The sequence below is a fragment of the Hafnia psychrotolerans genome, from assembly GCF_014639435.1.
Classification (GTDB): Bacteria; Pseudomonadota; Gammaproteobacteria; order Enterobacterales; family Enterobacteriaceae; genus Ewingella; species Ewingella psychrotolerans.
On record NZ_BMFZ01000002.1, the window covers coordinates 206,624 to 221,329 of the forward strand.

14 protein-coding genes and 1 tRNA gene are annotated in these 14,706 nt (G+C 48.3%); 3 read left to right on the top strand and 12 right to left on the bottom strand.

All coding sequences use genetic code 11. The features are described from left to right. Nucleotides 1-4 precede the first annotated feature (4 nt). The 3 genes from IEV89_RS04095 (at nucleotide 5) to IEV89_RS04105 (ending at nucleotide 2,254) form a co-directional block, all read left to right on the top strand. A complete protein-coding gene (locus IEV89_RS04095) occupies nucleotides 5-1,033 on the top strand; it encodes a HoxN/HupN/NixA family nickel/cobalt transporter (protein WP_188470699.1) in 1,029 nt (342 codons plus the stop codon). A gap of 224 nt (nucleotides 1,034-1,257) precedes the next feature. Beyond that, nucleotides 1,258-2,034: a DgsA anti-repressor MtfA gene (gene mtfA, locus IEV89_RS04100; protein ID WP_188470701.1), complete on the top strand. Its 777-nt coding sequence runs from the start codon at nucleotides 1,258-1,260 to the stop codon at nucleotides 2,032-2,034. A gap of 144 nt (nucleotides 2,035-2,178) precedes the next feature. Then, nucleotides 2,179-2,254: transfer RNA gene (locus IEV89_RS04105), tRNA-Asn, on the top strand. Between the two features lie 147 nt (nucleotides 2,255-2,401). Here IEV89_RS04105 and IEV89_RS04110 read toward each other — a convergent pair. The 12 genes from IEV89_RS04110 to IEV89_RS04165 form a co-directional block, all read right to left on the bottom strand. Then, nucleotides 2,402-2,659: a YfhL family 4Fe-4S dicluster ferredoxin gene (locus IEV89_RS04110; protein ID WP_188470703.1), complete on the bottom strand. Its 258-nt coding sequence runs from the start codon at nucleotides 2,657-2,659 to the stop codon at nucleotides 2,402-2,404. Between the two features lie 9 nt (nucleotides 2,660-2,668). Beyond that, on the bottom strand, nucleotides 2,669-3,379 hold the full coding sequence (locus tag IEV89_RS04115) for a carboxymuconolactone decarboxylase family protein (RefSeq protein WP_229746366.1): 711 nt from the start codon (nucleotides 3,377-3,379) through the stop codon (nucleotides 2,669-2,671). A gap of 87 nt (nucleotides 3,380-3,466) precedes the next feature. After that, complete coding sequence (gene maiA / locus IEV89_RS04120; RefSeq protein ID WP_188470705.1) at nucleotides 3,467-4,081, bottom strand: maleylacetoacetate isomerase; 615 nt, start codon at nucleotides 4,079-4,081, stop codon at nucleotides 3,467-3,469. Further along, nucleotides 4,078-5,346 carry an MFS transporter gene (locus tag IEV89_RS04125; protein ID WP_188470707.1) on the bottom strand — a complete coding sequence of 423 codons (1,269 nt, stop codon included), beginning with the start codon at nucleotides 5,344-5,346 and terminating at the stop codon, nucleotides 4,078-4,080. The genes maiA and IEV89_RS04125 overlap by 4 nt, the downstream gene beginning before the upstream one ends. 26 nt (nucleotides 5,347-5,372) lie before the next feature. Next, on the bottom strand, nucleotides 5,373-5,876 hold the full coding sequence (locus IEV89_RS04130; protein ID WP_188470709.1) for a cupin domain-containing protein: 504 nt from the start codon (nucleotides 5,874-5,876) through the stop codon (nucleotides 5,373-5,375). After that, on the bottom strand, nucleotides 5,873-7,720 hold the full coding sequence (locus IEV89_RS04135; RefSeq protein WP_188470711.1) for an FAD/NAD(P)-binding protein: 1,848 nt from the start codon (nucleotides 7,718-7,720) through the stop codon (nucleotides 5,873-5,875). Before IEV89_RS04135 ends, IEV89_RS04130 begins: the two co-directional genes overlap by 4 nt. After that, nucleotides 7,710-8,519, bottom strand: coding sequence for an N-acyl homoserine lactonase family protein (locus IEV89_RS04140; RefSeq protein WP_188470713.1), 810 nt, complete (start codon nucleotides 8,517-8,519; stop codon nucleotides 7,710-7,712). Before IEV89_RS04140 ends, IEV89_RS04135 begins: the two co-directional genes overlap by 11 nt. A gap of 17 nt (nucleotides 8,520-8,536) precedes the next feature. Then, nucleotides 8,537-9,877 (bottom strand): KamA family radical SAM protein, encoded by a 1,341-nt coding sequence (locus IEV89_RS04145; protein ID WP_188470715.1) that lies wholly within the window; start codon nucleotides 9,875-9,877, stop codon nucleotides 8,537-8,539. Between the two features lie 132 nt (nucleotides 9,878-10,009). Then, nucleotides 10,010-11,182, bottom strand: a complete 1,173-nt coding sequence (locus IEV89_RS04150) for a hypothetical protein (RefSeq protein ID WP_229746367.1) — start codon at nucleotides 11,180-11,182, stop codon at nucleotides 10,010-10,012. 38 nt (nucleotides 11,183-11,220) lie between these two features. After that, entirely contained in the window at nucleotides 11,221-12,483 is a 1,263-nt protein-coding gene (locus IEV89_RS04155) for an ATP-grasp domain-containing protein (RefSeq protein WP_188470719.1), read from the bottom strand. 1 nt (nucleotide 12,484) lies between these two features. Further along, nucleotides 12,485-13,510 (bottom strand): KamA family radical SAM protein, encoded by a 1,026-nt coding sequence (locus tag IEV89_RS04160; protein WP_188470721.1) that lies wholly within the window; start codon nucleotides 13,508-13,510, stop codon nucleotides 12,485-12,487. Nucleotides 13,511-13,527: 17 nt separating this feature from the next. Next, on the bottom strand, nucleotides 13,528-14,541 hold the full coding sequence (locus IEV89_RS04165; RefSeq protein WP_188470723.1) for a C-terminal binding protein: 1,014 nt from the start codon (nucleotides 14,539-14,541) through the stop codon (nucleotides 13,528-13,530). Between the last annotated feature and the right edge of the window lie 165 nt (nucleotides 14,542-14,706).

The window sequence follows — 14,706 nt, forward strand, 5'->3', positions numbered from 1 at the left end:
CCTCATGATTAACCGCGAGTTTTTCCATACACATCACCGTGCTTTCTGGCTGTTTATCGGGCTGATAGTCGTCAATCTGCTGGCCTGGGGATGTGCGTTAGTGGTGTTCCGCCACAGTGCTGCATTGATGGCCGCAGCCCTGCTGGCCTATGGCTACGGCCTGCGTCATGCCGTGGATGCTGACCATATTGCGGCAATCGACAATGTGACCCGCAAACTGATGCAACAGGGGCAGCGTCCAGTGGCAGTCGGGGCTTATTTCTCCCTTGGTCATTCCAGCATAGTGATCATTGCCTGCGCAGCCATTGCAGCCACCTCTTTGTTATTTGGTGACAAAATCGGCTGGTTACACAACTACGGCAGCACCATTGGTACGCTAGTTTCAGCGTTATTCTTATTGTTGATGGCCGCGGTTAATGCGGCAATCCTGCGCGATGTCTGGCGTCGTTTTGGGCAGGTAAAGCGCGGTGTACCCTTTATTCAGACGGAAAATGCACAAGGCATCCAGGGCGGCGTGATGACCCGCGTTTTTCGTTTCGCGTTCAAACTGGTTAACCGCAGTTGGCAGATGTATTTGGTCGGTTTTCTGTTCGGGTTAGGTTTCGACACCGCAACGGAAATCGGTTTGTTGGGTATTTCTGCGGCGGGCGCTTCATCGGGCATGTCAGTCTGGAGCATCATGGTATTTCCCGCACTGTTTGCCAGCGGCATGGCGCTTATTGATTCACTCGACAATTTTGTCATGGTCGGTGCATACGGATGGGCTTTCGATAAACCGGTGCGCAAGCTCTACTACAATATGACCATCACGGCCACCAGCGTGGTAATTGCTTTATTCATCGGTGGGCTGGAAACACTGGGTCTGCTGTCCGAGAAATTTAACTGGCATCAGGGAGGTTGGCTGGTCATTAACGGACTGAATGAAAATATGGGTAACGTAGGCTATGCCGCAGTGGCGTTGTTCATCTTATTTTGGGGCATATCAGCGGCCAACTATCACTGGAAGGGATACGATAAGTTAGGCGCAGAGTAACGTGGTTTTGGTCACAGACATTTGTTGCTGTAAGTGCTTGAATAGTTCTGATGAAAGGCCGTGCGGATATAATTGAATATCGCCATATTTCAAACGGTTATGACCAGGCTATACTGAGTAATCTCGCCAGTTCCTGTATTGTGGTTGCAAAGTTAACCTGTTTTGCGGCAAGTTACAGTCCAACTTCAGCGAGCAGTTCAAATGATCACTGTGCGAGCAATCCGATGATTAAGTGGCCGTGGAAAACAAATGACCTCCAGACAAACAAATGGGATGCGTGGCAAGACGCGCTAAATATTCCCCTTTTGGCGTCATTGGATGACCAAGAGCAAAAACGGCTGGTGCAAATTGCCAGCCAGTTATTGCACCAAAAACGGCTAGTGCCCCTGCAAGGCATCGTTCTCAATGAACAGATGCAGGCACGGATAGCTCTGCTATTTGCGCTCCCGGTGATGGAACTTGGCGTAGAGTGGCTCGACGGTTTCCATGAAATTCTGCTTTACCCGAATCCTTTTGTCGTGGACTCACCCTGGCAGGATGATAACGGCCTGGTCCATGCGGGTTCACAAATTCATGCCGGGCAGAGTTGGGATCAGGGTCCCATCGTGCTCAACTGGCAAGATATCGAAGACTCCTTTGATACCTCGGGTTTTAACTTAATCATTCATGAAGCCGCTCATAAGTTGGATCTGCGCAACGGTGGCGAGGTCAGTGGTGTTCCACCTATTGCGCTCCGTGACGTCGTCGCCTGGGAACACGATCTCCATGCTGCCATGGAAAATCTTCAGGATGAAATCGACATGGTGGGCGAAGATGCCGCCAGTATGGATGCATACGCCGCCAGCGACGCCGCAGAGTGTTTCGCCGTGCTGTCAGAATACTTTTTCAGTGCGCCTGATCTGCTTTCTACCCGTTTTCCTTTGGTTTATGGCCATTTTACCCGTTTTTATAAGCAAGACCCTCTGGCCAGGCTGTACCGTGACCGTCCGTGCGACTGTTAATTTATGTTCAGAAGCTTGTTCTTAGTAAGAAGAGCCAGGGATTCTGCCTCTTTTCGCTCAGTTGGTGAGCAGTCAGCTTTGTAAAGCCAATTTAGCGTTGACACCCCGTGGGGCTCTGGATATGATGCGCCCCGTTCAAACGATTCCTCTGTAGTTCAGTCGGTAGAACGGCGGACTGTTAATCCGTATGTCACTGGTTCGAGTCCAGTCAGAGGAGCCAAATTAGAAAAGCCCGCTTAAGGAAACTTAAGCGGGCTTTTTGCGTTTCATACTTATTGAACACCCTAGTGGTTCAACTTATATAAATGCCAGTCAGGCTGAACTGACCAGCATTACGCCTCGGCGTATTTTTGTCAGGACACCTTGGTCAGGAAACAACCGCCCCGGTGATTAGCGCATATTTCTCCCAAAGTTTTTCTTTGCTTTCGGCAAGTTCGGGTAAGAGCGGAATACATTCCACCGGACACACTTGCTGACATTGTGGTTCGTCATAATGACCCACACATTCCGTGCAAAGGTTTGGGTTAATAACATAATATTCATCACCTGCGGAAATCGCGCTATTAGGGCACGCCGGACGGCAAATATCACAGTAGATACACTCTTCAGTAATGGTCAGCGACATCGTGCAGCCTTATGATTTCCACGGTGGATTGAAAGGAAGCTGGACATTTTCCGGTGCTGCCGTGCGCGCGACGTTAAGTTCCTGGCCAAGCAGCCCGAAATAACTGTCCAGCGCGGTCAGTTCAACCACACCTGACTCGCCAAAACGCGCTTTGAATGCGTCATAGGTTGCATCCTGCACCATATGAGTTTTATGAAGTTCGGTGACAAATTGATAGGTAATGGCTTCATCGTGGGTCATATGCGGAGGTCTGCGCTGTGCCGCCAGGGCATCGGCGGTTTCACGGGTCACCCCTGAGCGTAAGGCAATCGGCTCATGAATATACCACTCGTAGGGCGATTGCATTTCGCGCCCGGCAATCAAAATAGCAAACTCACGGATACGTTTAGGCAATTCGGAAGTGAAGCGCACATGCTCACCCAGCATCTGAACACGCGTCAGTAATTCCGGGCTTCTCAGTAACACCGAAAACGGCCCGAAAATACAACCGCGCGGCCCGGCACTGATTTTTTTAATCGCGGCACGTTGCTCCGGGCTGGCATTCTGCGGATCCATATCAGGCAATCTGTCCAAACTCAGGTCGCTGTCAGAAAACTTGACCGCATCACACTGCGCGGGCCACTTCAGCGGGTCGCTGATTTTCTCTGTCTGTGCAGCATGCGCCGCACCATTTGCCAATAAGAATGCCATCGCCACTGCTGTTTTTTTAAACGTATTCATTTCTGACTTCTCTGTTTATTGTCGATATTGGCTTCAACTCTGAAGCGCGTTTTTCTGAACCCGCCACCCGGCGGCGTCCAATGTCCTTTATTGAACCTCGTGGAAAGCCTCAAGCTCATAACACAACGCATAAATGCCGAAGAGCAACTTGTGATGGCTCAAATCTATCCCCTGTTTACGCCCCGACTCACACTGAGCAAAAAGACATATATCTGCCATCGTAGGAGAAGCACCACAGCAAAACTCATGTTGAATGGCTCTCTGCGACAAGGTTTCTTCTGCCATTTTCAGCGATTCGTCCAGCCAATGCCGTTTCCAGTGACTGATATCGGTTTCGGTCAGGCCCGACGCACGCAGCCGGTCGGCCACACGACGGGTGACCAATGGGTGATAATCGGCCGAGAACAGAGAGGCAAAACTACGGCACCAGGCCCGCTCCAGCGGATCGCGAGGCAGGACGTCGTGCCCGGCATGGACATCATCCAGGTATTCGATAATGGCCAGTGACTGCGTCAATATCTGAACGTTATGCATTAACAACGGAAGCTTTCTTTGTGCATTGAGTTCACGGTAAGAGGGGGTAAGATGCTCCCCCTGTTGTAAATCGACCTCAACATATTGATAGCTAATATCTTTTAAACGCAATGCAATGCGTACTCTGTTCGTCGCAGACGACGTGCGGCAGCCATAGAGCGTGATCATAAGCTGTCATCCGCCGTCTTCAGTGAGCCACGCTTCATCACACCGACGAGCCATTTGAAGAAACCAGGTGCCTGCAGGAGCAGCATAAAACCAAACGCGGCCTGATAGGCTATTTGCGGATAATGACCTGCGACATCCATTGGCCAGAATCCAATGATCACCCCGAACAGCGTTTGCGTGAGAAAGGCACCGAACAAGATAAGCAGGTTGAGACAGGTCGCCGCGCGGCCGGTCATTGCCGGTGACACATTTTGCGCGACAATGGTGTATTCAAGTCCAGCGATGGTGCCGATGAGTGTGAAACCTATCGACAATGCGGGAAGCAAAGGCACGATATTTAATGCACAAAGCACCTGCACGGCCAAAAACAGCGCAATACCGATACCCCCCACATCCAGCGGTTTAATGTTAAATTTTCCGGCCCATTGCGTTACCGCCCCCACGGACAACGACCCCACCACGACCGCCCCCATGCCGACGAAAAGATAAATAGAGGTTTCCGCGTTGCTATACTGCCCTACGTCCTGCAACCATTTCCCCATCCACAGCCCCTGCAAACCAAAAGCGACAGTGTGAGGGAGCAGCAACAGGCTGATCACTTTGCGAAACGCCCGATCTTTATATACCTCAAGCAATGAGGCGAGGCTCGGCCACTTCACCATTTTGTGTTCGACAGGATCTTTCGGTACCCACAAGGCGATAGCCAACATCACCATCAGCGTGATACCTGCCATGACAAAAAACAGCGTCCGCCAGGAGATAAATCCTACTACCCAAGCAACTGGCAAGGTTGACAACATCGCGCCCAGTCCCCCTGCCGCGAGGAGATACCCATGAATCGACGGTAACTTGCGCACAGGCACCCAAAATGACAGCACTTTAATTGAGCCCATAAAACATGCCGCCAGCCCCAACCCGATGAGTATTCTCGCCAGCAATAAGGTGGCGAAGCTATGCCCGATACCAAACAGCACCGCCCCTACCGCCGCCACACCAAGCAGTGTGAGCTGCACACGTTTCGGACCATAACGATCAAGCGCCAGCCCAACCGGCAACTGCGCCAGAGAAAATGAGAAGAAATACGCACTGGATAAAATGCCGAGCTGCCCGGCCGACAGCGACATTGCCGAAATCAGAAATGGTGTTAATACCGCATTAATATTCCTGAACAGAAATGACGTGCAATGCCCAAAAGCAAACGGCAAGAAGATGTGCGTCATTACTTTAGATGCGCTCAGCGACGGAGACGAAGATATTTCAGCCATGATGATACCTTTAATAATTAAGTAATTTATTTCGAATGAGGCGAGTACGTTTTATCTCCATCGTTTCGTAATAGTGTTCCCTGCTTTGCCATACCCGGCAAATTCTGGATCACATACAAAACCAGATTTTCATTCTCCTGATTAATAAACTGATGCTCACTCCATGCCGGCACATATATAACGTCACCGCTGGCCAATGGCGTCGGGGATTGATTATCCAGCACCAACTCCCCCCTTCCGGATATCACCACGTACAGATGCCAAAAGGAGTGAGAGTGTGACGTGGTGTGGTCGTTGGCAGGAATAACCTGAACGGTGACAGACAGGTCATGCAAGGTTTCTCCCTGCTTCTCCCGATGGGGATTTTCAAGAAACAGTGCACCGCGGGGGGTGAATCCTTCTGTTTGCAGGGCCAGTAAAATAGACGACTGCTTCCAGATGACGCTCTCTTCGCGAGGGCGCTGGTTATCAACCAGATAGCGACTGAATGACCGCAAGTTTCCCTGCTGTAAGACGTTGTGTTCGGTCATGCTGATGCCTCCACCGGTATCGTGAGCGGATATTCCTGACGGACGAGACGGCGCAGGCAACTCTTCACGCTGATATTCGCATCCTCAAACTGTCGCGATGGCAAATGTGGGCGTGGCAAGGCGTGGGTATAGTAATGTGGACCTTCGACGGGGAAACCGATCGCCCAAAGATTTTCGTCGGCCACTCCGCTGGCATTAATCGGATGCAGATCTCTATCTACCGCCATACCGCCCGGATGATAATCACCATTCATATAAGGCGTAATGAGTCCGTTCTTGAGCAGATTACGATTAAGCTCGCTGCCATCAGTCAGAGGGGAATATGCGTCGAGTCTGGCGATAATTATGGCGTCTACCGGACTCTGGTAATTTTGCCGGGTAAACTGGCCGCGCAGGACGAAGCGGGATTGGCTTTCATCGCAAACAATCTCGGTCGCGGGACCGCCGCCCAGGGTGACGACACCGGCAGCAAACAAGGCGAGTAGCTCCTGGTTTCTGCGCAGCGGAGGACCGAAAGAGATGCGATTAATAATCGGATTAAAGGATTCGATAAAGTAACGGTGTGATTCTGGTGTCAGCCCGTTCCATTCAACCGCCCGGCGCAAGGCTTCTCGCACATCGCGCAATACATCGGTCGCCGCCTTTAACGGGCTGTTCATATTGCCTAATTTAGCCTGTTGCAGGTCATGATTAACCAATTCAAGGAAGAATGCACACCAGGACGGGTAGTCATCAAACGTCCTGTTACGCAGCGGCCACAACACCTGTTTAATCTGCTCAACAACATGTTCATCGGCGCTGAATGTGTCCGGTTCCAACCGTGTCTGCGTCTGCGCGCACTGCCAGGCATAAGCCATCTCTTTAATTAAGAGCGGCAATATCTGTGATTGAAAATCGATCTGTTTCGAATTCCGCTCGGCAATATTGCTGGCAGCTATCGCCGCTACCGCCGCAGGCGTCAGAAATTGCCCGGTATGACGGCCGGTGAGCCCCTTCTGGTTAATGCCTCGCCCCGCAAACGGCAGACACTGGCGTGAGGAAAGCACGATTTTCGGCTCCCTTCCCGAGGCGATATATTCAAGCCCGTCGCCAGATTTGATATAGCGTCCCCCGCGCCCGAGGGTCAGCGCCGAAATCGCATCATGCGCCGTCAGGCCAAATCCCTGAATAAGCACCCGAGATTTTGCCGAAAGCGTGTCAAGCCGCTTAACCGGATAGGGAGAAGTGTGATAAGCCAGCAGTGGATTGCGATCACCATGACGCTCGCAGAATGCCGAAAAATGGCTATCGCTGTGCGTGGGTTTACGGTATCCGTGCCCGGTGGTCAGGAAAACGAAATCACAGGGAATACTTTTTCCATCTTGCAGAATGACAGTAAAACGCTCGTCTTTGGTCAGGTTCACGGCAAACTGACGATATTCGGTAAGCGTGATATTTTCCGGTAAAAGCTTAAGCAAACGCTGATAGTAATCCGCGAGGTATTCACCTAGCAGGGATCGGGGCAAATACTCCATATCCGTCAGCTCTGCCCCGACGCTTTGCGTAAAGGTGTCGTTATCACGCCGGTAGCCCGCCGTTTTTGCCCACTGAATAAACGATTCGCCTCCGGCTTTCAATGCCTGGCTATTACCTGAAAACAAGGTGATTTGAGAAGAGACCGTATTCACCAATAAATGCTCAGGTTGTTCTGCTGGATGGCTTCCCTGCCCCGGTTTTCCGGGATTAATAATATGCAGGTGAATAGGATCCTGAATGTCATCGTTAATGACATTTTCAATAATACGGTCAAGCACATTCAGGCCACGAGGACCAAAACCAATAATAGCGAGATGATTAACGCGCATGGATCTCTCCTTCTGGAGGAAGATGGAGTTGTACAATATTTTCTTCGCCCTTAAAGCGCGGGAATAACGTTCGTACCTGCGGATCATGGCCTGGAATAATGTAGGTAAGGTCGGGGACAAGCTGCTTCATGGTATTGTGCGCCGCAAGCATGTCGGGAATATCCATCACGATTGGAAACGGCGTTGAGGCATCGATATGGTGCCAGTAATGCGCGGAATCGCTGGCCAGGACTATTTTGCCACGCGCCGTATTTACCGTGACAATTTGCAGCCCTGCGGTGTGCCCCCCTACAAGCTGCGTATTAATACCCGGTAAAATCTCCTCATGCTTGCCGACATAGCGCACTTTACCTTCATGCAGGCGATAAACCGCATTGGCAATATTCTCCGGATCATAAGGCGCTCTTACATAGCGATGCAGCATGTGTCTGCCGGTGCAGTAATGCATCTCTTTTTCCTGCATATACAGCGTGGCATTGGGAAAGGCCTTGAGATTGCCGATATGGTCATAATGCATATGCGTAACGATAATTTTTTCAATATGGTTTGCGTCGACATCCAGCTTTTGTAACAGCGACTCTGGCGCACTGTAATAATGTCGATTACGTTTCCCGGCCAGCTCGCGATTAAATCCGGTATCCACCATCAGCACGGTATTTTCATGGCGAATTAACCAGCAATAAAAATCCAGTGGCATATCACTGTTATCGTGTTCATCGTGTGAAATAAAGTTTTCATTACGCGACCGGTTTTTATGTTCTGCGTAGCGCAGCGCATAGACTTCATATTCAGGTATCATTTTTAATTCCGGGCAGTTTATACAGTGACGATTCTGGCCATTTCGTCGAAAGGCGTGGTTTTATCTTTATTTTCGAAAAAGAAATGTGACTCACCAAAGGCAGGTCGCAGATGGTCCAGCCACGAGGCCTGCGGGTCATATTTGGCAAAGAAAGGCCGACGTACCCAGTCCGGGTTACGCGCCTGAAGAAATTGCAGCGCAAAGACTTTCTCGCCACGGATTTCTGTTATCCCATCAATCATAACTTTACCGGGGAAGGCACTCATTGAAGGGCCGCGCACCGTTCTCGCCAGCCCGGATACCGACTGATAAGCTTGCTGGAATATTTCCCAGGCTTTAAAGAGAGGAAGCCCGAAGTATTCATTAGGGCCGGTATCCCGCTCGACAAACATGTAATAAGGGATAGCCCCGAGGCGCACACCAGTTGTCCACAGGGTCGCCCACCCTTTTGGATCTTCATTAATATGGCGGATCAGCGGAGACTGCATTCTCACCGTAGCACCGGTGGCAATAATACGCTTCAACGCAGTCTGGGCTATTTCAGGCTGGATCTCCTGAGGGTGATTATAGTGTGCCATCAGGGCAAGATTTTTCCCCGCAGCCACGACCTCTTCGAACAAGCGTAATACATCGTCAGCGTCTTTATCGGTAACATAGCGCTGCGGCCAGTAAGCCACTGACTTTGTACCAATACGAATATTCTTGATATGGCTAAGCTCCGGAATAAGCAAAGGACGAATATAATCACCCAGAGCGCGCGCATTCATAATCATCGGATCGCCGCCGGTGATTAATACATCGGAAACTTCAGTATGACGCTTGAGATATTCAACCAGCAGTGCAGACGTTCGCGCCTCAAATTTAAGTTCATCCATGCCCACAAACTGCGGCCAGCGGAAACAAAAGGTGCAATATGCATGGCACGTTTGACCTGCAGAGGGGAAAAATAGCACGGTCTCTTTGTATTTGTGCTGAAGTCCCTGCACTGCTTCACCATTAAGCATAGGAACATTATGCGTAAGCTGTCCCGCCGGGTGTGGATTCATACGATGGCGGATATTATTAATGATCGACTGCAAAGTCGCTTCGTCTTTATTCTGACGAAGAGCATCACTGAGCTGAGAAAATTCATTTTCTCTCAGCATTTCACGATGTGGGAACGTCAGACGAAAAATAGAGTCATCCGGAATATTATCCCAATCGATAAGCTCATCGAGGATATATTGATTTACACGAAAGGGTAAAACCTGACTCAGCACCTCAACGGTATGTTTCATTTCTGGAGTGAACTTTTCCCATTGAGGGGCTTTGCTGATAGTACGTTGGGTATAAGGGATAAATTTCGTTACTGCTGTCATTTTTATTACTCACATTGTCTTCAATTTAAAAACATGATTAATGGCCCTCGAATGGGGCGCACTTTTAATACTGATATTTGTTTTTTATATTCACCGGATACAGATAACGACAACAGCGAACGCCTTAATTATCTAATTATTCACCCATTGTGGCCTGCTTACTCCCCGTATAAGGCCATAAGCCCCATAACACAGCAGCTCGACCACTATCAGAGAGGAAAAAATGCTCACTGAAAGCAGTAGGCCATAATCAGCAATGTGAAAGAGGTAAAACACCGCAACAGGCGTCACCAGCGCAGTAAAGATACTGAAATTAATTACACCAAGACGGTTATTCGTCATCAGGACAGAACGAAAATATCCGCGGACAATCCACAGTGTCGAAACACCGATAATAGCGATAAAGAAATACACATTCATATATAATGTTTTACTGCCTGACGGGAATAAATTAAAGCTATCCAGGATGACGCTCAGGAATATAAACAGTACCGGCGCAACCAGACATTGAACGCTCAGAAATGTAAATAATGACTTGCCTGGCGGCTGATGCCCCAGGATCTTGAGCAGAATACTTTCGATATCAAGCACCGTACCAATCGAAATACATATCATCCCAAAGGTCAGTGGCCAGTATTTTAAAACAGTGCCTCCCTCTGCAACTTGCCCTAAACAGATCACAACGATGATATTACTCATCAGTGATGAAGCTGACATAAGGAAAGCCGAAGCGTACGGCGCTAACAGCTCCGTATAGTTATGACCTGTGCTGTCATATAAACGTATCCCCTGCCAACGTACCATAATGAATAGCAGGGTTGCCTCGGTATAGGCTCCGCAAACCAGCGCCACAATGGCCGCCATATCGACCGGCACCTGAAATCGGGTCAACGTAAAACAACCGATGACCGACACCAGCACCCGCACTAAGGAAGCCCGGCTCATCAGTGCAGTTTTTCCTTCCAAAATACAGCATCCCTGCAAGTAACGCCTGACGGCTACGGCCAATAATGAAAGCGAAAAGAAATGCGTGATGAATTCAATATGTGGCGTCATCTTTGCACTGAAGATTGAGACGGCAATATTGAATATAACAAAGACGTTGACAGCCAGCAGCATAGCGAACATCAGCGTCTCCCGGCTCTTCCTTATTTTGATAACCACTGCGCACAAAGGAAAAACAAAGGCATTGGCAAACATAAAGGTACTTAAGGCTATGGCATAATCTCCGGACGCCTGCAGACTATAGGCAGACAGAATGACCGAAATCAGCGGTAATTCCAGATTAAGTAAGCTAATACTCATTGCGCTTGGCCACCATAACCTCAACATACCCCATGTATTCATTCTTTGACCTCATTACCAACCTGTTGCAAACGCTGATAAGGAACATAGTTATCAACCAGCCATTGATAATCTTCTCTCAGAGACGAATAAGAGGATCCCCAAAGCAGGATACCGCCAATGCGGTCGCGAACACTTTGTGGACGAACAAGCAGCGAACCGTGCTTCACTTCCCACACCGTTTTATATTCATTTGCGATATTGATGGCTTTCGTCAGGTCGGCACATTCTCCTTCACGATGGGGATACCACACCCAGGCGGCATAAGTTTCTGACTGTGGTACGGATTTTTTCCACTGCCCCATTTGTGAACGAAAATGCTGCTCTTCAATATTACTTCCGGAACAGAGTGCATGCATTTGCGGGATCCAACCGCCCGGCGCCCGGGCCGCAATCTCTAAAAATACGATGCGATTATCTTGTGTGAGGAAAGCTTCGAGGTGGGTTGCCCCGTCCGGCACATAGCCCAGAGCATCAAATACGCTTTGATTGTATTCATAAAAATGCTGATACAACGGGTCATTTTTTTCCAACGGCAGACTACCAATAGGTTTGCCCTCAATGAATTCCGCATTCGGATAGCTGTATTGGCAGATATAAATTTCTTCGATTTTACCGTTAAAAATCAGCGAGTCGATATGGTAAAGACGCCCTTCGATAAACTCATCGAGCTCATAGTTCGCGACATCACGGTTATCAGTGCACCAGCGGCGTAACGCGTCAGGATCCTCAATTTTAGCGATCCGCTCACTCCCCGCCGAGTCAATCTGCTTGGCAAAAACGGGATACCCCACGGCCTTTTCAATCTGCTGACAATATTTTTCCGGCTCACGCTGATACTTTACCGGCGAGAATGGCAGCGCCCTGGGAATATCTATCTTCCCGGCTTCCATTACCGCTTTCATACGCAACTTATTAATGAATGGCTCTATTTGCGCAAATGTCGCGCCCTTAATACCCAATATTTCACGTAACCGGGCAGCATGGCCGAGGAAATATTCGTCATTGGTGATAATTCTGACTTCAGACATATCGCTGATATGGCGTTCAGCGAACAAATCTCGGCAAGCTTGCTCAAGACTGTCGACGGTAAAAGGATCGCAAATTTTGATATCGTCAAAACAGACTTTTTGATCTTCAGGCAGATTTCCCCATCCCTGATGTCCGGTAAGCAAACATACCGAAAACTGATCGCGGTCGATTAATTTATTCCAGTCAGCACGAAAGGTGACAATATTTTGAAGAATGATAAATGTTTTCATATTAACAATTCTCCAGTGAGTCCTGCTTAATAACTGTTGACCAGTCGTGGGTGTTTACCGTCTTGCCATAAAAATCAGTCACCGTCGCGGTATCGGTATTCCAGTGTTCGCTGGGAACAACGACTTTTCCGTATGCGCTGGGAATATCGATAACATGCTGCGGGAAGGCCAAACCGGAAAGTTCATTACGTAATTGCGTCATGATCGCCATTTCATCTTCCAGGCTCATAACAAAGCGACGCGTTGAGGTCACTTCCTGACCATGATAAATATAGTAAGGTCGCACACCCAGTTCGAATAAATGCAGGAACAACGTTTTAAGTGTTTCTTTATTATCGTTGATGGTTTTTAAGAAAACGGTCTGCGTTAACATCACGTAGCCCATTTTTCTAAATGCATGAATAAGCTCGATGACTTCAGGCTGAAGCTCATCGGGATGATCAATATGCAGGCTTAAATAGACCGTTGGTTTTGTTTTTGCCAACTCTTCCATTAATTCCATACGTACTTTGCCTGGGTTTTGTAACGGATAACGTGTGTGGATCCTCACGACCTTAACATGTTCGATTTCTTTCAACTTGTTAAACAGGTATTGCAATCCTTTTGGGTTGGTCAGAGGGTCCCCGCCACTGGCAATGACTTCATAAATGGTCGGATCATTGGTAATATACTCAACAATATCATCTATCTGAGACATCTTAAGTCTACCTTCAACGTCCAGACCTACCCCGACACGATCCTGACGTTCGCAATAACGACAGTTCGCCGCACAGGTATAAGAGAGCAATACCAGCAGTTGACCATCATATTTCCTTACCGTGCCGAATACCGGTGTCGAGGTCTTTTCATTTAATAAATCCACATCCAGATTAGCCGGTAACGTTTCATATTCTGGATTAAATTCATACATGTCTCTGATTGCGACGCTTTTCTTAATCAGCTCTCTTAAATAGGGGGTGGTTTTTTCAGAGAATCGGGTTTCTTCTTCTTCAAATTGTTTAATTTCAATCATATTATCTTTAGACATGCTCATAACCTTTATATTTAGTAGGGTACAGATTGCTCGCCGGTATTTTCATTAACGCAGTTTCTGACGTGTAGCCCGTTCATTTTTTGTCTAACCAATTCAGCGGATTTTGTTCGCATTTCGAGAAAAGATTCTTCCGTATAAAAAGCTGAGTGTGCGGTCAGCAGGACGTTATCCAGCGTTCTGAAGCTATGGGGAATATTGGGCTCATTCTCCAGCACGTCCAGACCGGCAGCCGCGACTTTTCCTGATTTAATGGCTGAAAAAAGGGCGTCAGAGTCGATAATTCCGCCACGCGCGGTATTGACCAGCAAAACACCCTTTTTCATCATGTCAAATTCTGCATGTGACAATAGATGGTGAGAGGAGCGGTTTAAAGACGCATTTACGGAGATGATGTCTGAGCTAACCAGAAGCTCTTGCAGAGATTCACAGCGAAAGACACCATGCGTTTTATCCAGCCCGCTGACCGCATAGGGATCGTAGAACTGAACATTTAGACCAAACGCCGCCGCCCTTCTGGCAACCGCGCCACCGATGCGGCCAAAACCGATAATGCCTAATTTACGGTCACGCAGGCGATAGAGCTTTTTGACACTTGCCCAATCCCAGCCACCTTGTTTAACGTGGATATTGATCTCTTCAAGTTTTCTCGCAATCCCCAGCATCAGTGCCAAAGCATGGTCGGCCACTTCCTCCGTCCCATAATCAGGAATGTTAAGCACAGAAATACCCAACTCACGAGCGGCAGAAATATCAATATTGTCATAGCCGACTGCCGCTTTAACAACGGTTCGGCAATTTTTTAAACTGGATAAAAATGCTTTATCGAAATTAACAGCAGGTACACATGCCCAGATAATAAGATAATTGACTTCTGAAAGAAGATTTAAAGGAATTTCATTTACATGGCTAATATGCACTAACTGAACATCATGCCCGGCTAATATCTCTTGTTCGATAATAGCTGTTTTGAAATGCTTTTCTGTCGTTGAATCAATGATTAGAATCTTTTCTCTGCAGATGTTCAAATTGCCGTCCTTAATAAGTAAATCAACTGATGCTTTTAAAGCGCCATAATTAGGATATATCTGATAAAAACTACTCTTCGCAACCGCAGGAATTAGACATTCATAGCGTTGACTCCGCCAGACGATGCTTTCAGCTGCCAGGAAGGTTAAGAATGAAAAAAGTAT

Coding starts and splice junctions, on each gene's coding strand:
- IEV89_RS04095 (WP_188470699.1), top strand. CDS start 5: ATGATTAACCGCGAGTTTTTCCATACACATCACCGTGCTTTCTGGCTG.
- mtfA (WP_188470701.1), top strand. CDS start 1,258: ATGATTAAGTGGCCGTGGAAAACAAATGACCTCCAGACAAACAAATGG.
- IEV89_RS04110 (WP_188470703.1), bottom strand. CDS start 2,659: ATGTCGCTGACCATTACTGAAGAGTGTATCTACTGTGATATTTGCCGT.
- IEV89_RS04115 (WP_229746366.1), bottom strand. CDS start 3,379: ATGAATACGTTTAAAAAAACAGCAGTGGCGATGGCATTCTTATTGGCA.
- maiA (WP_188470705.1), bottom strand. CDS start 4,081: ATGATCACGCTCTATGGCTGCCGCACGTCGTCTGCGACGAACAGAGTA.
- IEV89_RS04125 (WP_188470707.1), bottom strand. CDS start 5,346: ATGGCTGAAATATCTTCGTCTCCGTCGCTGAGCGCATCTAAAGTAATG.
- IEV89_RS04130 (WP_188470709.1), bottom strand. CDS start 5,876: ATGACCGAACACAACGTCTTACAGCAGGGAAACTTGCGGTCATTCAGT.
- IEV89_RS04135 (WP_188470711.1), bottom strand. CDS start 7,720: ATGCGCGTTAATCATCTCGCTATTATTGGTTTTGGTCCTCGTGGCCTG.
- IEV89_RS04140 (WP_188470713.1), bottom strand. CDS start 8,519: ATGATACCTGAATATGAAGTCTATGCGCTGCGCTACGCAGAACATAAA.
- IEV89_RS04145 (WP_188470715.1), bottom strand. CDS start 9,877: ATGACAGCAGTAACGAAATTTATCCCTTATACCCAACGTACTATCAGC.
- IEV89_RS04150 (WP_229746367.1), bottom strand. CDS start 11,182: ATGAGTATTAGCTTACTTAATCTGGAATTACCGCTGATTTCGGTCATT.
- IEV89_RS04155 (WP_188470719.1), bottom strand. CDS start 12,483: ATGAAAACATTTATCATTCTTCAAAATATTGTCACCTTTCGTGCTGAC.
- IEV89_RS04160 (WP_188470721.1), bottom strand. CDS start 13,510: ATGTCTAAAGATAATATGATTGAAATTAAACAATTTGAAGAAGAAGAA.